At 63.6% G+C, this 20,774-nt stretch carries 21 protein-coding genes; 10 read left to right on the top strand and 11 right to left on the bottom strand.

The annotated features are described in order from the left end of the window. Window positions 1-996, top strand: coding sequence for an MBL fold metallo-hydrolase (locus tag MNBBLIKP_RS09670; RefSeq protein WP_088309912.1), 996 nt, complete (start codon window positions 1-3; stop codon window positions 994-996). Between the two features lie 3 nt (window positions 997-999). Beyond that, entirely contained in the window at window positions 1,000-2,097 is a 1,098-nt protein-coding gene (locus MNBBLIKP_RS09665; RefSeq protein ID WP_088309910.1) for a YeiH family protein, read from the top strand. Here the strand turns inward: MNBBLIKP_RS09665 and MNBBLIKP_RS09660 are convergent. From MNBBLIKP_RS09660 to MNBBLIKP_RS09650, 3 genes are read right to left on the bottom strand one after another with little or no spacing between them, the layout of a single operon-like run. Then, window positions 2,086-3,453 (bottom strand): cryptochrome/photolyase family protein, encoded by a 1,368-nt coding sequence (locus tag MNBBLIKP_RS09660; RefSeq protein WP_088309908.1) that lies wholly within the window; start codon window positions 3,451-3,453, stop codon window positions 2,086-2,088. The two genes, MNBBLIKP_RS09665 and MNBBLIKP_RS09660, sit on opposite strands and share 12 nt — an antisense overlap. 24 nt (window positions 3,454-3,477) lie before the next feature. Beyond that, a complete protein-coding gene (locus MNBBLIKP_RS09655) occupies window positions 3,478-4,494 on the bottom strand; it encodes a 2-oxoacid:ferredoxin oxidoreductase subunit beta (protein ID WP_088309906.1) in 1,017 nt (338 codons plus the stop codon). Next, window positions 4,491-6,362: a 2-oxoacid:acceptor oxidoreductase subunit alpha gene (locus MNBBLIKP_RS09650; protein WP_088309904.1), complete on the bottom strand. Its 1,872-nt coding sequence runs from the start codon at window positions 6,360-6,362 to the stop codon at window positions 4,491-4,493. Before MNBBLIKP_RS09650 ends, MNBBLIKP_RS09655 begins: the two co-directional genes overlap by 4 nt. Before the next feature lie 180 nt (window positions 6,363-6,542). Between MNBBLIKP_RS09650 and MNBBLIKP_RS09645 the strand changes: the two genes are divergently transcribed. After that, on the top strand, window positions 6,543-7,478 hold the full coding sequence (locus MNBBLIKP_RS09645) for an alpha/beta hydrolase (protein WP_088309902.1): 936 nt from the start codon (window positions 6,543-6,545) through the stop codon (window positions 7,476-7,478). 70 nt (window positions 7,479-7,548) lie between these two features. Next, window positions 7,549-8,049: an RNA pyrophosphohydrolase gene (locus tag MNBBLIKP_RS09640; protein WP_088309900.1), complete on the top strand. Its 501-nt coding sequence runs from the start codon at window positions 7,549-7,551 to the stop codon at window positions 8,047-8,049. A 35-nt stretch (window positions 8,050-8,084) separates the two neighbouring features. Here the strand turns inward: MNBBLIKP_RS09640 and MNBBLIKP_RS09635 are convergent, their stop codons facing one another. Both MNBBLIKP_RS09635 and MNBBLIKP_RS09630 read right to left on the bottom strand, forming a co-directional pair. Further along, entirely contained in the window at window positions 8,085-8,591 is a 507-nt protein-coding gene (locus MNBBLIKP_RS09635; RefSeq protein ID WP_140420572.1) for a tetratricopeptide repeat protein, read from the bottom strand. 38 nt (window positions 8,592-8,629) lie between these two features. Next, entirely contained in the window at window positions 8,630-9,808 is a 1,179-nt protein-coding gene (locus tag MNBBLIKP_RS09630) for an RsmB/NOP family class I SAM-dependent RNA methyltransferase (RefSeq protein ID WP_088309896.1), read from the bottom strand. Window positions 9,809-9,939: 131 nt separating this feature from the next. Here MNBBLIKP_RS09630 and MNBBLIKP_RS09625 point away from each other — a divergent pair, with 131 nt between their 5' ends. Genes MNBBLIKP_RS09625 through MNBBLIKP_RS09615 form a run of 3 tightly spaced genes read left to right on the top strand, consistent with a single transcriptional unit; the run spans window position 9,940 to window position 11,617 of the window. Beyond that, window positions 9,940-10,479, top strand: a complete 540-nt coding sequence (locus MNBBLIKP_RS09625) for a phage tail protein (protein WP_088309894.1) — start codon at window positions 9,940-9,942, stop codon at window positions 10,477-10,479. A gap of 24 nt (window positions 10,480-10,503) precedes the next feature. Continuing rightward, window positions 10,504-11,040, top strand: a complete 537-nt coding sequence (locus MNBBLIKP_RS09620; RefSeq protein WP_088309892.1) for a phage tail protein — start codon at window positions 10,504-10,506, stop codon at window positions 11,038-11,040. A 28-nt stretch (window positions 11,041-11,068) separates the two neighbouring features. Then, complete coding sequence (locus MNBBLIKP_RS09615) at window positions 11,069-11,617, top strand: phage tail protein (RefSeq protein ID WP_088309890.1); 549 nt, start codon at window positions 11,069-11,071, stop codon at window positions 11,615-11,617. Here the strand turns inward: MNBBLIKP_RS09615 and guaB are convergent. The 3 genes from guaB to MNBBLIKP_RS09600 form a co-directional block, all read right to left on the bottom strand. Further along, window positions 11,614-13,071, bottom strand: coding sequence for an IMP dehydrogenase (gene guaB / locus MNBBLIKP_RS09610; protein ID WP_088309888.1), 1,458 nt, complete (start codon window positions 13,069-13,071; stop codon window positions 11,614-11,616). The genes MNBBLIKP_RS09615 and guaB overlap by 4 nt on opposite strands. Before the next feature lie 75 nt (window positions 13,072-13,146). Next, window positions 13,147-14,622 carry a M28 family peptidase gene (locus tag MNBBLIKP_RS09605; protein ID WP_369678914.1) on the bottom strand — a complete coding sequence of 492 codons (1,476 nt, stop codon included), beginning with the start codon at window positions 14,620-14,622 and terminating at the stop codon, window positions 13,147-13,149. Between the two features lie 128 nt (window positions 14,623-14,750). Then, window positions 14,751-15,506: a 3-hydroxybutyrate dehydrogenase gene (locus MNBBLIKP_RS09600; RefSeq protein WP_088309973.1), complete on the bottom strand. Its 756-nt coding sequence runs from the start codon at window positions 15,504-15,506 to the stop codon at window positions 14,751-14,753. 88 nt (window positions 15,507-15,594) lie between these two features. Here MNBBLIKP_RS09600 and ypfJ point away from each other — a divergent pair, with 88 nt between their 5' ends. Next, complete coding sequence (ypfJ, locus tag MNBBLIKP_RS09595) at window positions 15,595-16,479, top strand: KPN_02809 family neutral zinc metallopeptidase (protein ID WP_088309886.1); 885 nt, start codon at window positions 15,595-15,597, stop codon at window positions 16,477-16,479. Between the two features lie 40 nt (window positions 16,480-16,519). After that, window positions 16,520-17,668, top strand: a complete 1,149-nt coding sequence (locus tag MNBBLIKP_RS09590) for an alpha-hydroxy acid oxidase (RefSeq protein WP_088309884.1) — start codon at window positions 16,520-16,522, stop codon at window positions 17,666-17,668. A gap of 64 nt (window positions 17,669-17,732) precedes the next feature. Here the strand turns inward: MNBBLIKP_RS09590 and MNBBLIKP_RS09585 are convergent, their stop codons facing one another. Both MNBBLIKP_RS09585 and MNBBLIKP_RS09580 read right to left on the bottom strand, forming a co-directional pair. Then, a complete protein-coding gene (locus MNBBLIKP_RS09585) occupies window positions 17,733-19,298 on the bottom strand; it encodes a M56 family metallopeptidase (RefSeq protein ID WP_088309883.1) in 1,566 nt (521 codons plus the stop codon). After that, window positions 19,295-19,681 carry a BlaI/MecI/CopY family transcriptional regulator gene (locus tag MNBBLIKP_RS09580; RefSeq protein ID WP_088309881.1) on the bottom strand — a complete coding sequence of 129 codons (387 nt, stop codon included), beginning with the start codon at window positions 19,679-19,681 and terminating at the stop codon, window positions 19,295-19,297. The genes MNBBLIKP_RS09585 and MNBBLIKP_RS09580 overlap by 4 nt, the downstream gene beginning before the upstream one ends. A gap of 307 nt (window positions 19,682-19,988) precedes the next feature. On the opposite strand from MNBBLIKP_RS09580, the gene MNBBLIKP_RS09575 reads away from it, so the two are divergent. After that, complete coding sequence (locus tag MNBBLIKP_RS09575) at window positions 19,989-20,372, top strand: hypothetical protein (RefSeq protein ID WP_140420571.1); 384 nt, start codon at window positions 19,989-19,991, stop codon at window positions 20,370-20,372. A gap of 12 nt (window positions 20,373-20,384) precedes the next feature. Here the strand turns inward: MNBBLIKP_RS09575 and MNBBLIKP_RS09570 are convergent. Next, window positions 20,385-20,774: TrmH family RNA methyltransferase (locus tag MNBBLIKP_RS09570; RefSeq protein ID WP_140420570.1), on the bottom strand; the 390-nt coding region annotated here is incomplete at its 5' end.

The raw sequence follows: 20,774 nt of genomic DNA, 5'->3' as shown, positions 1-20,774 counted from the left end.
ATGAAAACAATCCGTCCCCGCAAGTTCGCCCTTACTCTGGCCGCGCTGGCCGTGGTCCACGCCAGCCCGTCGCTTGCCGATCCGGCGAAGGCTGCGCCGCCCAGCGTCAACCTGTGGCATACGCTTGGCACCGGAGGCGGTCCTGTGCTCAAGCCACGACGGGCCCAGCCGGCCAATGCTCTGGAAGTGAACGGCAGCCTGTACCTGTTCGATGCGGGCGAAGCCGTGCTGCGGCAGGTCCTGGCTGCCAGGCAGCAGGCATCGCAATACCGGGCGGTGTTCATTTCGCACCACCACCTTGATCACAATGCAGGCCTGGCGGAATTGCTGATGTACCGCTGGAACCAGCAAGCCGACCCGGTGACCGTCTATGGCCCGCCCGGCACAGCCGATATGGTCAAAGGCATCCTGACCGGAAATCGAATCACCGAGCTTAGTCCGGTGCTGGGTGACGGGCCGCCTAAGCCAGTGCTGGCCAATTCAGCCACCGGATCCGACCTGCCGCTGACCACACCGACGCCGGTTGAAGTTTACAAGGATGAAACGATCCGCGTCCTGGCGGTGATCAACACCCATTTCAACTTCACTCCCGGTAGCCCGGAAGCAAAGATCGCGCGGTCATATTCCTACCGGATTGAAACTCCGGGGCGGGTCTATGTCTATACCGGGGATACCGGTATTTCGCCGGCCGTGACGGCGCTGGCCACAGGGGCTGACTTGTTGATCAGTGAAGTGGTCGATCCGGTAGCAATCCAGGCAGCAGCGAAAAGGAAGCCCCCGGCTGATCAGCAGGCCTATTTGTTCCACCAATTGCAGGAACATATGCAGCCCGATGCAATCGGGACCATGGCGGCGGCAGCTGGGGTTAAGGAAGTGGTCCTGACCCATCTGGTCCCCGGCCAGGATCCTTCGGCCGATCCATCACCCTATACAGCCGGCGTCATCGCCAAATTCAAAGGGCCGGTCACTCTGGCCAAGGATCTTGAGGCGCACTGACCGATGCAAGCGAGCACCAGGTCCACTACGGGCAAGATCGATTGGGAAACCATGCCCTATGGCGGCGATCTGTTCGGTGAGATTCATCTGGCCGAAACGGCACCTGCGCCGGAACCGGAAAAAGATAGTTACTTCCCCGGTCTTGCCATCTGCGGTGTCGCGGCGGCGGCGGCGGCCTGGCTTTCGGATCACTATGGATTTCCGATCATCCTGCTGGGGCTGCTGATCGGCCTCTCGCTGAATTTCATCGCGCGCGATCCACGAACGCACAAAGGCCTCGATTTCGCCAGCCGGACCTGCTTGCGGATCGGCATCGTCGTGCTGGGCCTGCAAGTGACGATCGGCCAGATCACGGCGCTGGGCCCGGCCCCGTTCGGGGCCTTGCTGGTGGTCATGGGGGCAACGTTTTTTGCAGGCGTGCTGGGGGCGCGTCTGGCCGGGCAATCGAACTTTGCAGGGATCCTGGCTGGCGGCGCGGTGGCAATCTGCGGGGCCAGCGCGGCGCTGGCGCTCTACGGTGTGATCGGCAAGGATCGGTTGAGCCAGGCGCAGTTCGCGTTGACCCTGGTGGGCGTATCGCTGGCGAGTGCAATGGCGATGTCGGTCTATCCGGTATTGGCGGCGGAATTTGCGCTTAACCATCAACAGGCCGGGTTCCTGATCGGCGCTTCGATCCATGATGTGGCGCAAGCGATTGGCGGAGGCTATGCCTTTTCCGACGCTGCCGGTTCCTATGCCACGATCGTCAAGCTGGCCCGCGTGGCCTTGCTGGCGCCGGTGGTGGCCTTGGTGACTCTGGCGATTGGTCCGGCGGGCGAAGCAGCGGGGCAGCCGATGTGGAAGCGGCTTGCCCTGCCCTGGTTCATCACTGCCTTCCTCGCCACCGTGGTGCTCAACAGCCTGATCAGTGTCCCGCAGCCGGTCTCGCACGCCGCGCTGGTGGGTTCTAAGGCGCTGCTGCTGCTGGCTGTAACCGCGACTGCGATGCGCAGCCGGATGGACCTGCTGATGGAAATGGGCTGGCGCGCAACGGTGCCGGTTCTGGGGGCTACCGTGGTCAGCTTTGCCGCCGCGCTGGGGTTTGTGGTGCTATTGCTTTAAAGCGGTGTGAGCTGCCAAAGCGCGCGCCCGGGCCGCGGCATGATCGACCAGCTTGCGCGGATATCCGCGTACCGGCAGTGGCGGATCGTGGATCGCGGCTTCGGGCAAATGCGCAAGTTCGGGCACCCATTGGCGGATATATTCCGCTGCATCGAACTTTGGGCTCTGCGTCAGCGGGGCCATGATCCGGACGAACATGTTGCTGTCTACCCCGGTCCCGGCGCTCCACTGCCAGTTGACTGCGTTCTGGGCATAGTCGGCATCGACCAGCGTGTCCCAGAACCATTCCTCGCCTCGCCGCCAGTCGATCAGCAGATGCTTGATCAGGAAGCTGGCGGCGATCATCCGCACGCGGTTGTGCATCCACCCTGTTTGCCACAGCTGCCGCATTCCGGCATCGACGATGGGATAGCCGGTGCGACCTTGTTGCCAGGCCTGCAGGTCAGTCTCGGCCTCTGGCCCATGGCGCCAGGGCAAGGCATCGTAAGCAGGGCGGCCATTGCGGCTGCCGTAATCGGGGAATTGCACGATGACGTTTTGGGCATAATCACGCCAACCCAGCTCGCCCAGAAAAGTACCCACCGAACCTCCGGCCCCAGCGGCAGCATGCCACACGGTCGCTGGTGAAATCTCACCGAAATGGAGATGGGCGGACAGGCGCGACGTGCCTTCCTGCGCTGGGAAGTTGCGGCGCTGTTCGTATTGGGCTGCGTGATTGGTGAACGTTGCGAGCCGGGTCAGCGCTCCGACTTCGCCTGGGGTCCATTCACTCCGAAAGCCGCTCGCCCAGTCAGGCTTGGTCGGCAACAGGTCCCAATCCTCAAGCCGCTCGCTCTCTGGCCACTGCACCGGAGCGGGTATGCGCTCAGGTGCAGGGTGCGGCGGATGGGGCGGCATCCGTTCACTCAGCGCACGCCAGAACGGCGTGTAGATCTTGAACGGCGTACCCGCCCCGGTCAGTACCGATCCTGGCGGGGCAAGGTAGTTGCCGTGGTGCAGGCACAGCTTCAGCCGCTGGCCAACCGCGCGTTCGGCATTGCGCCACCAAGGCTCAAAGTGATGCAAGGCGTGGACCGCCACTGCCCCGCATTGCTGGGCCAGATCGGCCAGAACGTGATCGCATTTGCCGCGCCGCAGCACCAGCCGCGATCCCTTTTCGCGCAGTTCGGCATCAAGGCTGGCGAGCGAATGATGCAGCCACCACCGCGCCGCGCCGCCCATGCGGCGGTGGCGGGGCGTTTCATCGTCAAGGACATAGACCGGCACCACCGGCCCATGGGCACAGGCCGCCAGCAAGGCGGCCTGGTCCCGCAGGCGCAAATCACGACGGAGCCACAGGAGGACAGGCGCTGTCACGCGCAAACCCTCCCGTTCTGGCGCTTAAGCTTCAACCGTCCAGGTCTGCCCCTTGGCCAGCAACCGGGCGAGGTCCGTGTTCTTGCCTTCGCGGGCCTTTTCGTCCTGGCTTAGCAGTTCGCCTTCATAGGTCGGACGCGGATCGTCATAAATCACACCCAGCGCCATCGGGAACGGACCGAACGGCATTTCGACCAGCATGTGCGCAACCGAACGGTTGGTAACGTCGTGAACGATAACGCCGGCGCCCTGCCAGTCGCCATCGACCACATCGACCACTTTCAGCGTCAGCTTTTCGGAATCGAGCGCGATGCCCTGCGTGCCCTTGGCGAATAGCATCGGTTCACCATTGGCCAGCCAAAGTTGCCGATCCTCAGCACCCTTGGGGGCGGCGAAATCTTCGAACACGTCCTTGTTATAGACGATGCAATTCTGGAAGATCTCAACAAAGGCCGCGCCCTGATGGGCATGCGCTGCCTTGAGCACATCGGGCAGGTTCTTCGATACGTCAAACCCGCGCGCAATGAACCGCCCGCCTGCGCCCAGCGCAAAAGCACAAGGGCTGGCCGGACGATCGACCGATCCCAGCGGCGAGGTCGGGCTGTTGGTGCCAACCCGGCTGGTCGGGGAATACTGCCCCTTGGTCAGCCCGTAGATCTCGTTGTTGAACAGCATGATCTGCAGGTTCACGTTGCGACGGATCAGGTGGAACGTGTGGTTGCCGCCGATCGACATGCCATCACCATCACCGGTCACAAGCCAGACGTCGAGTTCAGGGTTCGACAGCTTGATCCCGGTCGCAAAGGCTGGCGCGCGGCCGTGGATGGTGTGGAAGCCATAGGTCGCCATGTAATAGGGGAAGCGGCTTGAGCAACCGATCCCGCTGACGAATACGGTCTTCGCCGGATCGAGGCCAAGGTCCGGCAAGGTGCGCTGCACCGCCTTTAGAATCGCATAGTCCCCGCAGCCGGGGCACCAGCGGACTTCCTGATCCGATTCCCAGTCCTTGAGGGTGGTGGTGATGGGGGTAATCGCGTTCATGCCAGCGCTCCTTCGATCGCGGCTTCAATTTCGGCAATGGTGAACGGCTGCCCGCTGGTCTTGTTGAGCGGGCGAGCATCGACCAGGAACTGGTCACGCAGCACGGTCTTGAACTGGCCGGTGTTCATTTCAGGAACGATGATCTTCTCATAACCCCTCAGCAGATCGCCAAGGTTTTCCGGCAACGGCCAGATGTGGCGGACGTGCACATGGCTGACGTCCAGTCCCTTGGCCCGCGCGCGGCGAACGGCCTGGAGGATGGGGCCATAGGAACTGCCCCAGCCCACAACGGCCAGCTTCCCTTTGGTGTCGCCCAGCGTCACTTCCTGCGCAGGTATGCCCTTGGCCACGCCATTGACCTTGTCATGGCGGGCGTCAGTCATCGCCTGGTGCGCGGCGGGGCTGTAATCGAGGTTGCCGGTGCCCGGGTTCTTCTCGATCCCGCCGATGCGGTGCATCAGACCAGGAGTGCCGGGTTTGATCCACGGCCGCGCACCCTTTTCATCGCGGGCATAGGGCAGCAGCGTGCCGTCCGGGCCATTGGGCTGCTGCAGGAACTGGACCGGGAACGGCTTATAGGCCGTCACGTCTGGCACCTTCCACGGTTCAGCTGCATTGGCGATATAACCATCGGTCAGCAGTATCACCGGGGTCATGTATTGCGTCGCGATGCGGCAGGCCTCGATCGCGCATTCAAACGCGTCGCTGGGGCTGCGCGCGGCGATCACCGGCATCGGCGTATCGCCATTGCGGCCATAGACGGCCTGATAGAGGTCGCTCTGCTCGGTCTTGGTCGGCAGACCTGTCGACGGCCCGCCGCGCTGCGAGTTGATGATCACCAGCGGAAGCTCGGTCATCACCGCCAGGCCCATCGCTTCACCCTTGAGCGCGATGCCCGGGCCGGACGAGGAGGTTACCCCCAGGTGCCCGGCGTAAGACGCGCCGATTGCCGAAGCAATCGCTGCGATTTCGTCTTCCGCCTGGAAAGTGGTGACGCCGTATTCCTTCATCCCCGCCAGATAGTGCAGGATCGAACTGGCCGGGGTAATCGGATAACCGCCGAAGAACATCTTCAGCCCGGTCAGCTGCGTGCCGACCACCAGCCCCAGCGCGACGGCTTCCGCGCCGGTGACCGTGCGATACAGGCCCGCCGGGCTCGGCACCGGATCAAGGTGGGTCTTGTGCAACTGCCCACCGATTTCAGCGGTTTCGCCATAGGCATGGCCAGCATTCAGCGCGGCAATGTTGGCTTCGGCCAGAACGGGGTTCTTCTTGAACTTGTTCTGCAGCCATTCGATCAGCGGCGCGCGGTCGCGGTCGAACATCCACAGCGCCAGACCCAGCGTCCACATGTTCTTGCAGCGCAAGGCTTCCTTGTTGCCCAGGCCGAACGGCTTGACCGATTCGAGTGTCAGCGCGCTGATGTCAAAGGCCAGCACATTCCATTTGGCCAGGCTGCCGTCGTCAATCGGACTGACCTCATACTTGGCCTTTTCCAGGTTGCGCTTGGTAAATTCACCCGTGTCGGCGATGATCAGCCCGCCCGGCTTCAGCGCCTGGACGTTGGTTTTCAGCGCCGCCGGGTTCATCGCCACCAGCACATCCGGAGCGTCGCCCGCAGTATCGATCTCGGTCGAACCGAAGTTGATCTGGAACGCGGAGACGCCGAACAGCGTGCCCTGCGGTGCGCGAATTTCTGCCGGAAAGTCCGGGAAAGTGGCGAGATCATTGCCGGACAATGCGGTGGAGAGAGTAAACTGCCCGCCGGTCAACTGCATCCCATCGCCGGAATCCCCGGCAAATCGGACTACAACGGCTTCGGGGGCATTGCTGGTACGGACTTCAGGTTCGGCGAGTTGCGTGGCCATGCTTCTTCCTTGTCAGGCGGTCTGGAGCCTTGTGCTGGCGCCTAGTCCCCTCCCTGCGCGGCGGGCAATCAAGAAAATGTGTTGCGTCGCCAATTTCACCAAAGGAGCGGCAAGGCGGCTAGTCAAGAGCCATTCGGCAATTTAACCTGTCGATTAACCGATAGCCCGAGAGGATTTCTTATGACCGATTCCCCCCTGATCCGCGAAGATGTGGCCGGGTTCCTGGCACTGGTGAACAGCTTGCCCGCTCCCGAAGCGCTGATCGCGGCGGAACAGCGCGAAGGTTATCTGGGACTAAAAGCGATGACCGAAGCCGATCCCCGTGAAATGGCGGTGATCAAAGACCTGACCTGCCCCGGTCCGGCAGGCGACATTCCAGTGCGGTTCTATGATGTGCGCGAAAGTCGCGATCCTTCGCCAGTGGTGCTGTTCTTCCACGGCGGCGGCTTTGTGATCGGTGATCTCGATACGCACCATTCGCTTTGCACCGAACTGTCGGCAGAGCTCGATCTGCCCGTGCTTGCAGTGCACTACCGGCTCGCCCCGGAACACCCTTTCCCCGCCGCGCCCGATGATTGCGAAGCGGCGGCGCGGTGGCTGGCGGGCAGCCCGGCAGAATTGGGCCGCGCGGTGACCGGGCTTGTCACCATTGGCGGCAGCGCCGGGGGCAATCTTGCCACGGTTACCGCCCGCGCATTGTGTGACAAGCCGGCGGCGGCACCCATGCTGCTGCAGGTCTTGCTCTATCCTGCGACCGACGAATCGCAGGATGGATCGATGGAGCGCTTCGCCGAAGGACACCTGCTGACCAAACTTGCGATGGATTGGTTTTATTCGCTGTATCTGCCCAAAAGCGGGGATCCGCGCGCGTTCCCGCTTCACGCGAGTGCTCAGGGCATGTGCCCTTCGATCGTCGCCACGGCGGGGCTCGATCCGCTGCAGGACCAGGGCCGCCGGATGGCAGCCAAGCTCGTCGAAGCCGGGGTTGATACCACCTACCTCCATATCGCCGGCATGACCCATGATTTCTCATCCACCCGCAAGGCCCTGCCCAGCGCGGCGGCGGCAACCGCCAAGGTAATCGCGGTGATGAAGTTGATGCTTACCAAGGTCTGAGTGAAGTCACTCCCCCTCCTCATCGGAGGAGGGGCTTCGCATTTCGGCAAGTTGGGCTTATGGGGCAGCCATGACTGACCCTTTTTCCCACCTCCCCTATCGCCCTTGCGTTGGGATCATGCTGGTCAACCAGCACGGCCATGCCTTTGTCGGCAAACGCATCGATACGCGCGGACAGCCGGATGAAGGCGGGGTTTACTGGCAGATGCCGCAAGGCGGGATCGACGATGGCGAAGATCTGCATCAGGCCGCACTACGCGAATTGTGGGAGGAAACCGGGGTGGAAGAACGCCACCTGACCGTGATCGCCCAAACCCGCGAGGAGCTGCTTTATGACTTGCCAGAGGAACTGATCGGCAAGCTGTGGAAAGGCCAGTACCGGGGCCAGCGTCAGCACTGGGTGCTCGCGCGGTTTTCCGGCGCGGACGAAGACATCGTGCTCGACCGGCATGATCATCCCGAGTTCAGTGAATGGAGATGGATCGACCCGGTAGAACTTCCCGAAGCGATCGTTCCGTTCAAGAAGCGGGTTTACCGCGCGGTGCTGGATGAATTCCGGGATTTGATCTGAGGGTCACACGCGGGCTACCTCACCGCTAACACAACTTAGTTCTGCGAAACCACCGGCTGCGGCTTGACCTGATCAGCCGTCACCACGCGGGGTGCGGGGCCTTTCTGGATTGCGGCTGCAAGGGTCAGTGACGGTGGGCAATCGCCCCCACACAACTGTCGCAGTCGAGCCAGATTGCGGCGGGCCTTTTCCACCGCGCCTTTTTCCACCAGCGCTTCACCCTCTCCGGCGATGGCATACTGGTTACCGGGATCGATCATCAGCGCCTGGCGATAGTAATGCAGCGCCTTGCCTTGCATACCTTGCTTACGGGTCGCCTCAGCGAGGTTGAGATAGATCGCGACGTGTCCAGGTTGCACAGCCAGCGCGCTTTCATAGGCATCGATCGCGCCATCGATATTGCCTGCCCCCAGCGCGGCGCGGCCTTGCTGGATCAACGCGGCCGCGCGCGGATCGAGCGGCGTCGGGGTGGCGCCCTGTCCAATCGAAGAGGTGACGCCCGCCAGCAATGCAAGCGCCAATGCGGCCGGAGTGTAACGCATGATCTGCTCCTTGAGCGTAGCCATTTGCAGCTTTGCTATCACATGGGTTCCAGCCGCGCGACGAAAAAGCCGTCGGTCTGGTCGTGATGTGGATCGAGCCGGGTGCCCTGCCCGCGTGGTCTCCCAGCGCCAAGCGCCAGCGGTACGGCGCGCCAATCGGGATGGCGGGTCAGAAAGCCCGCTATCTGATCTGCGCCCTCGGCATCGAGCAGTGAGCATGTGACATAAATCAGCCGCCCGCCGCGCTGCACCAGCGGCGCGGCCAGATCGAGCAAGCGCATCTGAATCGCGGTCAGCCGTGCCAGTTCAGCCTCGCTAAGCCGCCAGCGCGCTTCGGGATTACGCCTCCAGGTGCCCGTGCCAGAGCATGGTGCGTCAATCAGGACTGCGTCAGCCCGGCCCGTCAGATCGGCCAGCTTGTCTGCTTCACGCCCGGGATCGAGCAGCCGTTCCGCGATAATCGTCGCTCCTGCCCGAGCGGCGCGCGGGGCAAGACGGGACAGACGCGCACGATCGACATCGCAGGCGATCAACCGCCCGCGATTGGCCATCGCCGCGGCCAGTCCCAGCGTCTTGCCCCCGGCACCGGCGCACAGGTCCACCACGGTCTCCCCCGGCTGCGCGCAAGCAGCCAGGCAGACCAGCTGCGAACCGTGATCCTGCACTTCAATCTGGCCCTGCTGGTAAAGTTCCCAGGTTTCGACCTGTGTATCTGGCGGCAACCGCAGTGCGTGCGGCGCAAGCAAGGGCTCCCCCGGCACTGGCAGCTCGATATGCCCGCGCTCTGCCTTTAACCCGTTGATCCGGATGTCGAGCGGCGCGCGGGCCAGCAGGGCCTGCGCGGTCTCGCCGGTAATGTCGCTGTCAGCCAGCCTGCGTTCCAGCCAGAGCGGCGCAACGCCTGCGCTGGCCGCCGGCTCATCGGGCTCAATCGGCGCGGGGGCATGACCTTCGCCAGTGAACAGCGCCGCGATAGCGGGATCATCCAGCACAAGTCGCAGCATGGCTGCACGGCCACTGGCTGGAATTTCGCCGCAGGCGCGGATCGCGCGATAGACCAGTTCGCGGACCGCACGGCGGTCCTTGCTGCCGGCAAAACGGCGCGTGCGGAACCAATCTGACAAGATCCGGTCGGCCGGAGCACCTTTGCCAAGGGCCGCCGTGACGATTAGGTCAAGCACCTCGATCGCCGCCTGAACGCGCGCCTGGGGGGTCATGCATGGGTTCCAATGGGGAGCATGGTTCGCGCCTTAGGGCGGCGCGCTCGCAAGGTCGAGGGGGGTTGTTGACAGGCCCGCCGCCCCATGCGACCCGATGCTCACAGACAGCCCAATGGGGGAGAAGGGCCATGGCCGATTGCTATCTCGGCGAAATCAGAACCTATGCCGGAACCACACCGCCAAAGGGCTGGCTGCCGTGTGACGGGCGGTCGCTCGCTGTGGAGAGCAATAAGGCCCTGTTCAGCCTGCTGGGTGCCAGATTCGGCGGGAACGGCACAGACACGTTCTGTCTGCCCGACTTGCGCGGGCGCACTCCGCTGGGGCTCGATTGGCAGAGCCACACCAACTCGGTCGGGACGCAAGGCGGGCAGGAAAGTGTCGCGTTGACGGTGCGGGAAATGCCGGCCCACACCCACAATCTGATGGCCACCACCAGTCCCGGCACCACTGGCGGCGTGCCCAACGCAATCTTTTCCGCGGTGGCGCCCAATGGGGCAACACCGGCACAGAACGTCTATGCGGAAGATAGCATTGGCGGTCAGCGTGTGTCGATGGAACCAGCCTCGGTCGTCAATACCGGAAGCTCTGCCCCGCATCCCAATATGCAGCCCTATCTGGTGGTGAATTTCATGATCGCCACTCAGGGCCTGTACCCCAGCCATCCCTGAACAAGGGCCACGCAGGAGAACGCGATGTCAAACGCCTATATCGGCGAAATCAGGATGTGGGCTTCGTCCCGGATTCCGGAGGGGTGGGCCCTGTGCGACGGGAGCATGCGCAGCGTTCAGAACGATGATGTGCTGTTTACCGTATTGGGCACGACCTATGGCGGCGACGGTGCGACTACTTTCGCCCTGCCCAACCTGCTTGGCCGCCTGTCCGTGGGCGCGGGTCAGGGTGTGGGGTTGACGCCGCGCAACCTGGGTGAAAGCGGCGGCGATCGCCAGGTCGCTTTGACCGAGGCCGAGCTACCCGCGCATTCGCATGTACCGATGGCATCGCACGCCCCGGCCACAGATACCGTGCCTGGACCGAGCAAGCTGATGGGCAGTACCGCCAGCAATGTTCGGCCTTATGTCGATTTGACCCAGCCCCTTGGCGCGATCGCTGCGTTCCATCCCAATGCGATCGACCCAGGGCCCGGCCAGAACCAGCCGCATGACAACACGATGCCCAGCGCCGCGCTGAACTATATCATCTGCGTGAGCGGGTTGTTCCCTTCCACCTGACGGACCGTTCGGCCAAGGAGCCACTTGCATGTCAGACAGCGACCTGATCGGCGAAATCCGCCTGTTTCCCTTTGACTTCGTTCCACGCGGATGGTTGGCCTGCGATGGCAGTCTGATCAAGATTTCGGGCCATACCGCGCTATACGCGGTTATCGGCAAGGCCTGGGGCGGAGACGGGATTGATAACTTTGCCTTGCCGGATCTCAACTGCCGCGCTGTGATGGGGGCCAATGCCGATGCCGCGATCGGCACCCACGAAGGACAGGATCAGGTGACGCTGAACTACCAGCAGATGCCGGCCCATCGCCACACCTTGCAGCGCAAGGCTGCGGTTGCGATCGGCAGCAAGCTGTCATCCCCGGGGATACAGACCAATTATGGGCAAATTCACGTCCTGCCGGCCAGCGGCGGGGTGGTGGTAACGTCCAACCTGGTCCAGAACGGCACGCCCGACACGCAGCTCAGCAGCAGCGCACTATCCCCCAACGGTCTGGGCGGCGGCCATGAAAACCGCCAGCCGTTCCTGGTGTTGATCTATGCAATCTGCACTGATGGAATGTTCCCGACGTTTCCCTAACGCGTCGGGTAGTTCGGTGCCTCGCGGGTGATGGTCACGTCGTGGACGTGGCTTTCCTTGAGCCCGGCATTGGTGATCTGGACGAATTGTGCCTTGGTGCGCAGGTCTTCGATCGTCGCGCTGCCGGTATAGCCCATCGCCGCCTTGATCCCGCCGACCAACTGGTGGATCACATCCTTGGCCGGGCCCTTGAACGGCACCTGGCCTTCGATCCCTTCGGGTACCAGCTTCATCTGGTCCTTGATGTCGCCCTGGAAATAGCGGTCCGCGCTGCCACTGCCCATCGCCCCGACCGAGCCCATCCCGCGATAGCTCTTGTAGGCGCGGCCCTGGTACAGGAACGTCTCGCCTGGCGCTTCCTCGGTACCGGCCAGCAGTGATCCGACCATGATCGTGCTTGCGCCCGCTGCCAGCGCCTTGGCGGCATCGCCGCTGGTGCGCAGGCCGCCGTCAGCAATGATCGGCACGCCCGAATCCCGCGCCGCGCGCGCTGCGTCCATGATCGCGGTCAGCTGGGGCACGCCGACGCCCGCAACCACGCGGGTGGTGCAGATCGAGCCCGGCCCGATCCCGACCTTGACCGCATCGGCCCCGGCATCGATCAAAGCGCGGGTCGCTTCATAGGTCGCGACATTGCCCGCGATCACTTGCGCCGAATTGGACAGCTTCTTGACCCGTTCGACCGAGCGCGCGACGTCCTTGTTGTGGCCGTGGGCGGTATCGATGATCACCACATCGCATTCCGCCGCCAGCAGCGCTTCGGTGCGTTCAAAGCCCTTGTCGCCTACCGTGGTTGCTGCTGCCACGCGCAGCCGCCCCGCTGCGTCCTTGGTTGCAGCGGGATAGTTGACCGCTTTTTCGATGTCCTTGACCGTGATCAGGCCAACGCAGTGGAACGCATCGTCGACCACCAGCAGCTTTTCGATCCGGCGCTGGTGCAGCGTGCGCCGTGCCTCTTCCTGATTGACCCCAACCCGCACCGTGGCAAGGTTCTCGTGCGTCATCAGTTCGCGCACGGGCTGCGCCGGATTGGCTGCAAAGCGCACGTCGCGGTTGGTCAGGATGCCGACCAGCTTGCCACCGGCTTCGACCACGGGGATCCCGCTGATCCGGTTCGTTTCCATCAGGCTGCGCGCTTCACCCAGCGTCGCATCCGGGGTAATCGTGATCGGATTGACCACCATGCCGCTTTCAAACCGTTTGACCGCGCGCACCGCAGCGACCTGCTCTTCAACTGTCAGATTGCGATGAAGCACCCCGATCCCGCCCAGCTGCGCCATGACAATTGCCATGTCGGCTTCGGTAACGGTGTCCATCGCGGAAGAGACAACCGGGATATTGAGCGAGATCTCACGCGAGAGGCGGGTCCGGGTATCGGCCATGGACGGCACGATATCGCTTTCGGCCGGCCGCAGCAGAACGTCGTCGAAGGTCAAGCCGAGAGGGATATCCATGAGTGCCACTATGCCTTTGCGCGGATCGATTCGTGGCGGCCCATGTAAACGCAGTGGCCAAATTGGGCTAGAGGGCTATTTGGCTGCGCCGGGAACCTTTTTTGCGTCGGCGAAATGCCGGGTCAGAGCGACCAGGAAATTCACGTCGTCGGCCGCCCCGCCCAGTTCGATCCCCGGCTTCACCACATCGGTCGGGCGGTGATAGTCCTTGTCCATGAAGCGTTCCATCCGCGCCAGATCTGACCAGGCGGTCGAAACCAGCACGGTCGGCACGTCATGTTTAAGCAAGGCCCAGCCATCCTGCCGCCGAACATAGGCATTGGCCGCATCGCCTTCGACCAGCTTCTTCTTTTGGGCCTTGGCCACTGCCGCGATCCCTGCATCGAGCGGAGTCATCCCCTTTCCGATCACCGCAAAAGGTGAACCGGCAGGCGAAATTGCCACCGTATCGATGTTGAACGCGGCGACGATCTGCTTCAGCGGGATTGGCGGGTTTTCGGCAAAGGCATGGGCGCCAAGCAGGCCCAGTTCCTCGCCAGTTGTGGCGAGGAAATAGACGTCGCGGTCCAACTGCTGCACACCGCGCAGCCGCCGTGCGGCTTCGGTCAGCACACCGATACCGCTGGCATTGTCGATCGCCCCGTTGCAGATCAGATGTTCGGCAGGAGGCTCGGCGCACTGACCGAAATGGTCCCAGTGCGACAGCAACAGAACAGCGCCCGATTCAGGCCGCTTACCCGGCAGCTTGCCGATCAGGTTGTGCGTGTTGATCCGGGTTTCCCGGGTGCTCGCTTCCAGCGAAACCGCAAGATCGACCGGCTTTGCGGCGAAATCCGCCGCCTGGGCCATGGTCTGCAGGCTGGCTACGTTCTGTCCCGTACCCGCCAGCACTCCGTCCAGTCCTTCGCGGCTGATGAACGCTTCAAGATCGCCGCCCAGATCATCGCTGGCCAAGGCATATCCTGAACGGCCGCGCCGGGCTGTCACGTTGTCCAGGCTGCGTTCCCCATCCAGCACGGTCAACACCGCCGATGCCCCCGCGCGCAGCAGGGCGCTTTGCCGGTCAGAGCCATCCAGCCCGCCATCCAGCAACAGTGCGACTCTTCCGGCCAGTTCCGCCCGATTCGGCATGGTCTTGCCCGAACCGACAAACAGCACCGGGGCATTCTCGATCAGGCTGCGCTTGCCAGAAGTAAAGGCCTGCACGGCCACCGGCGCGATGTGGACCCGGCGCCCTTTGCGACTGAAGGCCACCCGGCTGCCATCGGGTTCCCTTGCGACCAGAGTAACCGGGGCGAACCAGCTGTGACCGGGGTCATTGGTGCCGGATTCGAGCCCCAGATCGAACCACTGCTTGCCGATATAACGCAGGGTCTTGGCTTCACCTTCAGTGCCCGGTTCGCGCCCTTCATAGGCGTCGCTGGCCAGTTCCTTGATATGGGTGAGCAGTTGCGCCTGCAGTGCCAGATCGGCCTTGCTGGGCTTGGCCAGGCTGGCAACGGGTGTGAACAAGGCAAGCGCGGCTGCCAGTCGCAGCACTCCTCGGCTCACCGCTCGTCCCGCACGTTTCATCCCGCGATGACTACAGCAAGCGGGACTCGCGACAAGCGACTTTGCGGTGAACCGCACGAGTTAAATTGCAGTGGTGGCAGGAAAGTTACAGTCTGCGAGCAGCCGGGTCACTCCGCCGTCCAGCCGCCGTCCATGCTGATATTGGTTCCGGTGATGTTTGCGGCGGCATCGCGGCACAGGAAAACGGCCATTTCACCAACATCGCTGGGTTGCACGAATTTGCGGGTCGGCTGTCGCACCAGCATTACATCCTGGATCACCTGTTCGCGCGTCATCCCGCGCGCGGCCATAGTGTCGGGGATCTGGTTTTCGACAAGCGGCGTCCAGACATAGCCCGGGCTGATGCAATTTGCGGTGACGTTGAACGTTGCCAGTTCCAGCGCCAGCGTCTTGGTCAGCCCGGCAAGGCCATGCTTGGCCGAAACATAGGCCGCCTTGAAAGGAGAGGCGGTCAGCGAATGCGCGCTGGCGGTGTTGATGATCCGGCCCCACCCGGCGGTCTTCATATGCGGGATCGCCAACCGGCAGGCATCGAACGCCGCCGTCAGGTTCAGCGCGATGATCGTGTCCCATTTGTCGACCGGAAATTCCTCGACCGGGGCCACGTGTTGCATCCCCGCATTGTTGACCAGAATGTCAATCGGCCCTGCCCCGGCCATCAGGGTTTCCACCCCGGCCCGGTTGGACAGATCGGCGGGAACATGCACCGCCTGCAATTCCGCGCAGAGCTGCGCGATCGCTGCGTCATCGCCAAACCCGGATAGGACTACTTCCGCGCCTTCCGCGCGCAAGGCCTGAGCGATGGCCAGGCCAATGCCCGAAGTGGAACCCGTTACCAGCGCGCGCTTGCCCGAAAGAAACATTCCCGACTCCAACATGTTGCAAAAGTGGCTATGGTGCGGCCATTGCTGCTGGGCGCCCGCTTGTCCAGCCATGACGGAGGGTTGCCGCATGCGTCTTGACGATTTCGATCCCAATGCCATCGATGTAGAGGATCAGCGCGGCGGAGGTGGCGGCTTTTCGGTCGGTCGCGGGGGCCAGGTGGGCTGCGGAACGCTGGTCATTGCACTGATCGCGGCAGTGGTTTTCGGGGTCGATCCTTCACAGATGCTGGGCGGACTGAGCCAGCCAGGACAGATTGAACAAGTGCCGGGTGGCGAGGCCGCCGGGGGCGGAGGTGCTGCGGAAAGCTGCACCGTGGACGCTGCCAGCCGCGAAAGCTGCAAGGCGCTCTCCTCGCTCAACAAGACCTGGGCGCCGCTGTTCCAGCAAGCCAATATCCAGTTCCAGCGGCCCAAGCTGGTGTTCTATTCCCAGCGCGGCAGTTCCGGCTGCGGATCGGCGCAGAGCGCGATGGGGCCATTCTATTGCCCCAGCGATAGGGGGATCTACCTCGACACCGATTTCTATCAGCAAATGGATCAGCAGATCGGCGCGACCGGCCAGTTCGCCCGCGATTACGTGATCGCCCATGAATATGGCCATCACATCCAGAACCTGCTGGGGATGTCGGATCAGGTACATTCCCTGCAGGAACAGAACCCCCGGCAGGCCAACCAGCTATCGGTGCGGCTTGAACTGCAGGCGGATTGCTATGCCGGGGTATGGGCGGCGAAGAACCGGGACCGGCTTGAACCGGGCGACATGGAAAGCGGCCTGAACGCGGCGCACCAGATCGGCGACGATACCTTGATGAAGGCCGCAGGTCGGCGTCCGGTGGAAGCGGCCTTTACCCACGGCAGCAGCCAGCAACGCATGCAGTGGCTGCGCAAGGGGATGGAAACCGGCAATGAGGATGACTGCGATACCTTTGCCGACATCCGCCGCAGCCGGTAAGCATATTGCCGGGGCAGCGCACCCGCGCTAGGCCCCGGCCATGCGCCTGACTGACTGCCACAACATCGACGATTTCCGCCTGCTCGCCAAGCAGCGCCTGCCCTGGCCGGTGTTCGACTATATCGACGGCGGCGCCGATGACGAGGCGACCAAGGCCCGCAACACCGCCGCATTCGCTTCGGCAGATCTGGTGCCCGATGTGCTGGCCGGGGTCTCTGACACCGATCCCAGCTGCACAATCATGGGCCGCAAAAGCGCCCTGCCCCTGATCCTCTCCCCCACCGCGCTGCAACGCGTGTTCCACTGGCAGGGTGAGCGCGCCGTGGCCCGCGCAGCGGAAAAGTTCGGGCTGTGGTGCGGAATTTCCAGCCTGGCAACGGTCTCGATCGAAGAGATCGGGGCGATGATTTCGACGCCGAAGCTGTTCCAGTTCTATTACCACAAGGACCGCGGGCTAAACCGCTCGATGATTGAGCGCTGCCAGGCGGCGAAGTTCGATGCGATCGCGCTGACCGTGGACACTATCGTCGCGGGCAAGCGCGAACGCTGCGCCCGCAGCGGCTTCACCTCGCCGCCGAAGTTCACGCTCAGCTCGTTCCTGTCTTATGCGATGAAGCCCAAGTGGGGGCTGGATTATCTGCTGCGTGAGAAATTCGCCCTGCCTAACCTCGACACTCACGTGAAGGAAGGCACCGGCGAGGCGGTTTCGATTGCGGGCTATTTCAACACCATGCTCGACCAGACGCTCGACTGGAAAATGGCCGATCAGCTGCGTGAGGACTGGGGCGGCAAGTTCTGCCTCAAAGGCGTGATGAGCGTGGCCGACGCCCGCCGCGCGGTGGAAATCGGTGCGGACGCGATCATGATCAGCAACCACGGCGGCCGCCAGCTTGACGGCAGCCGCGCGCCGTTTGACCAGCTGCGTGAGATTGTCGACGCGGTCGGCGGACAGATCGAAATCGTCTGCGATGGCGGCGTGCGGCGCGGCACCCATGTGCTCAAAAGCCTGTGCGCCGGGGCTACGGCTGCTTCGGGCGGGCGGCTCTACCTCTATGCCCTGGCCGCCGCCGGGCAGGATGGAGTCGAACGCGCGATCGGCATCCTTGAGGATGAAATCCGCCGCGGCATGCAACTGATGGGCGTTCACGGTGTCGATGAACTGACCGGCGACCGGCTGCGCTGGCGCTGAACACGGCAAACGGCGGACAGGATCGCTCAAAACCTGCCCGCCGCCGCTCCAGGAACCAGAGGGACTAACTCTTGCCTTGCCTGGAAAGCCGTTCGATTTCGCGATCGAGGTCTCCGAGGATTTCCTCGCGGATCTCGTCGGACAACTTGCTGTCGGCGGCGATGCGATCCCGCGCTTTCTTCAAACCATCTGCCGCCTGAGCGAGGGCGCGCTGTTCGATCTTGTCGACGCAGATCGCAATCGTTTCAGCCTTGCCTCCGTCCGCGCGTTCAACCTTGCTGACCATCCGGTCACCGCCGCAGTCAATCTTGCGGCCTTCAAGGAAGCTGAGCTTGGCGAGATCAGCGGGGTGTTTGCTGTCCCGGTTCACAATCACCACGCGGGGCGATTTCGGGCTGGGCCAATCAGCCATGGCAGGCGGAGCAGGCGGCGGCGGCACATCGGGCACATCGGGAATGCTGGCGAAGGCCTGATCGATCTTGGTTTCGATTTCAGCGTCGGTCAGCACTTTGTCGGACTTGAAGACGATGGTCTTGCCGCCACGCTGGATGATCCGGGTCTTGAGGCTGGGGTCATCAGGATATGCGCCGCCTTCCTTTTCCACGATGACAATCCGGTGGTGGGGCCCCTCAGACGCCGAGGGTGCGGCAGGCGGGGTCGGTGCGGCAGGAGCTTCGGGCGCGGCGGGCGGCGCGGGCGGCTCTGACTGATCGGCAGCGGCATAAGTGACCGAGGCAGTCAGCGGCAGGGCAAGCAAGGCGGCGGCAATCATGGTGCGGCCGGCCAGGCGGCGGCGGGGACTCAGGTCTGACATGGTCAGGCTCCTCAAACGGTGGATCACGCTGGCTTCCCCCAGGACCGGACAGGCCATGGGCGCGGCGAGCGCAAGACGGGGTGATTGAGCGAATGCGGCAATAAGGCGACCATAGGCTGCCCGTAATTCCGGTCCGGCTCCGGCTATGACGCGCGCATCGCAGGCCGCTTCCTGATCGCGGCGGAGCGCACGCCAACCCAGCCAGGCCAGCGGATTGAACCAGTGCAGCGCCAACAGCGGCTGCATGGCAAGATTGACGGCCAGATCACGCGCGGCGTGATGTTCCAGCTCGTGCGCGATGGCAAGGTCGCGGCCCAGCCGGTCGGCGCGGTTCATGAAGCCCAGCGGCAGCGCGACAACCTTGTCCCGCACCCCGAAGGCGACGGGCGCCGCGGTTGCAGCGCTTTCCACCAGCCGCACCGATTCGACCTGCCCGACCGGCACCGCGTCTGTCAGCAGCAGACGGCGCATCGCCAGATAGCTCCAGACCCGCCACAGCGCGAAAACCGCCACACCGGCCAGCCACAGCGCCAGCGCCAGCATGCCCCAGTCGGGCCCAACCGGAACGGCTTGCACCATGGGCGACGGCACCGGCAGGCTTGCCTCTGCGGCTATTTGCACCACTTGCTCCACCGGCACTTCCACGGCTTCCGGCGCGGGCAGCAACAGCGGGGGCAGCACCATCCGCAGCAAGGGCAAGGCCCAAAGCGCATAGGCCATGCCCGGTCCGAACAGCCGCGCAACCGGGCGGCGCAACACCAGCACCAGAGCAATCAGCGCGCCGGTGGCGAACAGGGTATCGATCAGCCAGCTCATTTCCTGAGCTCCTTCAGCAACTGCTCAATCTCGGTAAGGTCGCTGTCAGACAGCGCCTCAGCCTCGGCCAAATGGGCAAACAGTCCGGCCGCGCTTCCTCCGAACAGCCGGTCCACCAGCCGCCGCGATTCTCCGGCGGCATAGTCAGCGCGGGCCACCAGCGGGCGATAAAGGAACCGCTTGCCCTGCGGCTCGGTCGCCACGGCCTGCTTGGCAACCAGCCGCGAGAGCAGGGTCTTGACCGTTGGCAAGGACCACCCCCGCGCCGGGCCAACCGCATCGGCCACTTCGTTTGCGGTCAGCGGATAGCGCGCCCACAGGGCTTCCATCACGGCCTGTTCGGCATCGGTAATCCGTTCTCCGGGCTGCGGCGTTGCGGCCATGGTTCGGTCCCTCTCCAACTACGTGAGTAATCGACTACAGGTGTAATCCTTTCTCCCGGATGAACGCAAGGGGCATTCTGAACTTTGCCCAAGCCGGGAGTTAGTTGATGAAACACATCCTGGGCGCGGGGTGACGGAAAATGTTTTCCGGCACCGGGCCTGCCAGCCACAACGGCGGCGCGAATCCAACAATGTCAAAGAGCGGACGGCAGCATGACACACTGCGGCGATGTAGGAAAATGCGCCTTGCGCGCCCCGCCCGCACCCGGCATCTTCGCGCGAAATCCCTGGGAGAATGATGATGCGGATGATCCTGATTGCGGCGGCACTGCTTGCCGCCACACCGGCCCAGGCCAACAGCTGCACCGGGCTGGAAAGCCGCGCCACTCCCCTCAGCCGCAAGGCCGACGCGGCGCTGATCCGCCAGCATGCCCGGCAGGACGTGCGCGCCAGCGGGATCGGTCAGGCGATCACTGACGGCAAATGGCGCGTGATCTGGGCTACCCCGCAAGCAGCGGAAAACGGCATCTTCTTTTTCCAGCGTCAGGCCAAGGGTTGGCGGCTGAAAGGCACCTGGGGCGGCGTGGTTGCGCCGGGCGAGCAAGCCGATGTGCGCAGCTGGGCCAGGAATATCGGCGCGCCGCCGCGCATCGCCCGTTGCTTTGCCGATCGCGCCGCGGCCGAGGAATAGGCCCCGGCGCTATCAATCAGGCAGCCCGCCGGTCTGCCGCAGCGCTTCACCCAGCGCGAGTCCGGCGGCCATGGCCAGATTCATCGATCGCACCGCGCGCCGGATCGGCAGGCGCAAGTGGACTTCGCAGGCCGCCGCCACAGGCGCAGGCACGCCCGCACTTTCCTTGCCAAACAGCAGCACATCGTCAGGCTGAAAGGCAAAGTCATAGGGCGATTGCTGTGCCTTGGTGGTGAACAGCACCAGCCGCGCGGTGCCCAATTGCGCCTGAAACGCGGCAAAGCTGGCGTGGCGCGCCACTTCGACATGGTCGATATAGTCCATCGCCGCGCGCCGCACGCGCTTGTCATCCCAGGGGAAGCCCAGCGGCTCGATCAGGTCCACCCCCACCCCCATGCAGGC

Origin of the sequence: Novosphingobium sp. B 225 (genome assembly GCF_002198665.1) — a bacterium.
GTDB lineage: Bacteria > Pseudomonadota > Alphaproteobacteria > Sphingomonadales > Sphingomonadaceae > Novosphingobium.
The sequence above is the reverse complement of the archived record's forward strand: the minus strand, read 5'-3'. Positions and strand labels throughout refer to the sequence as shown.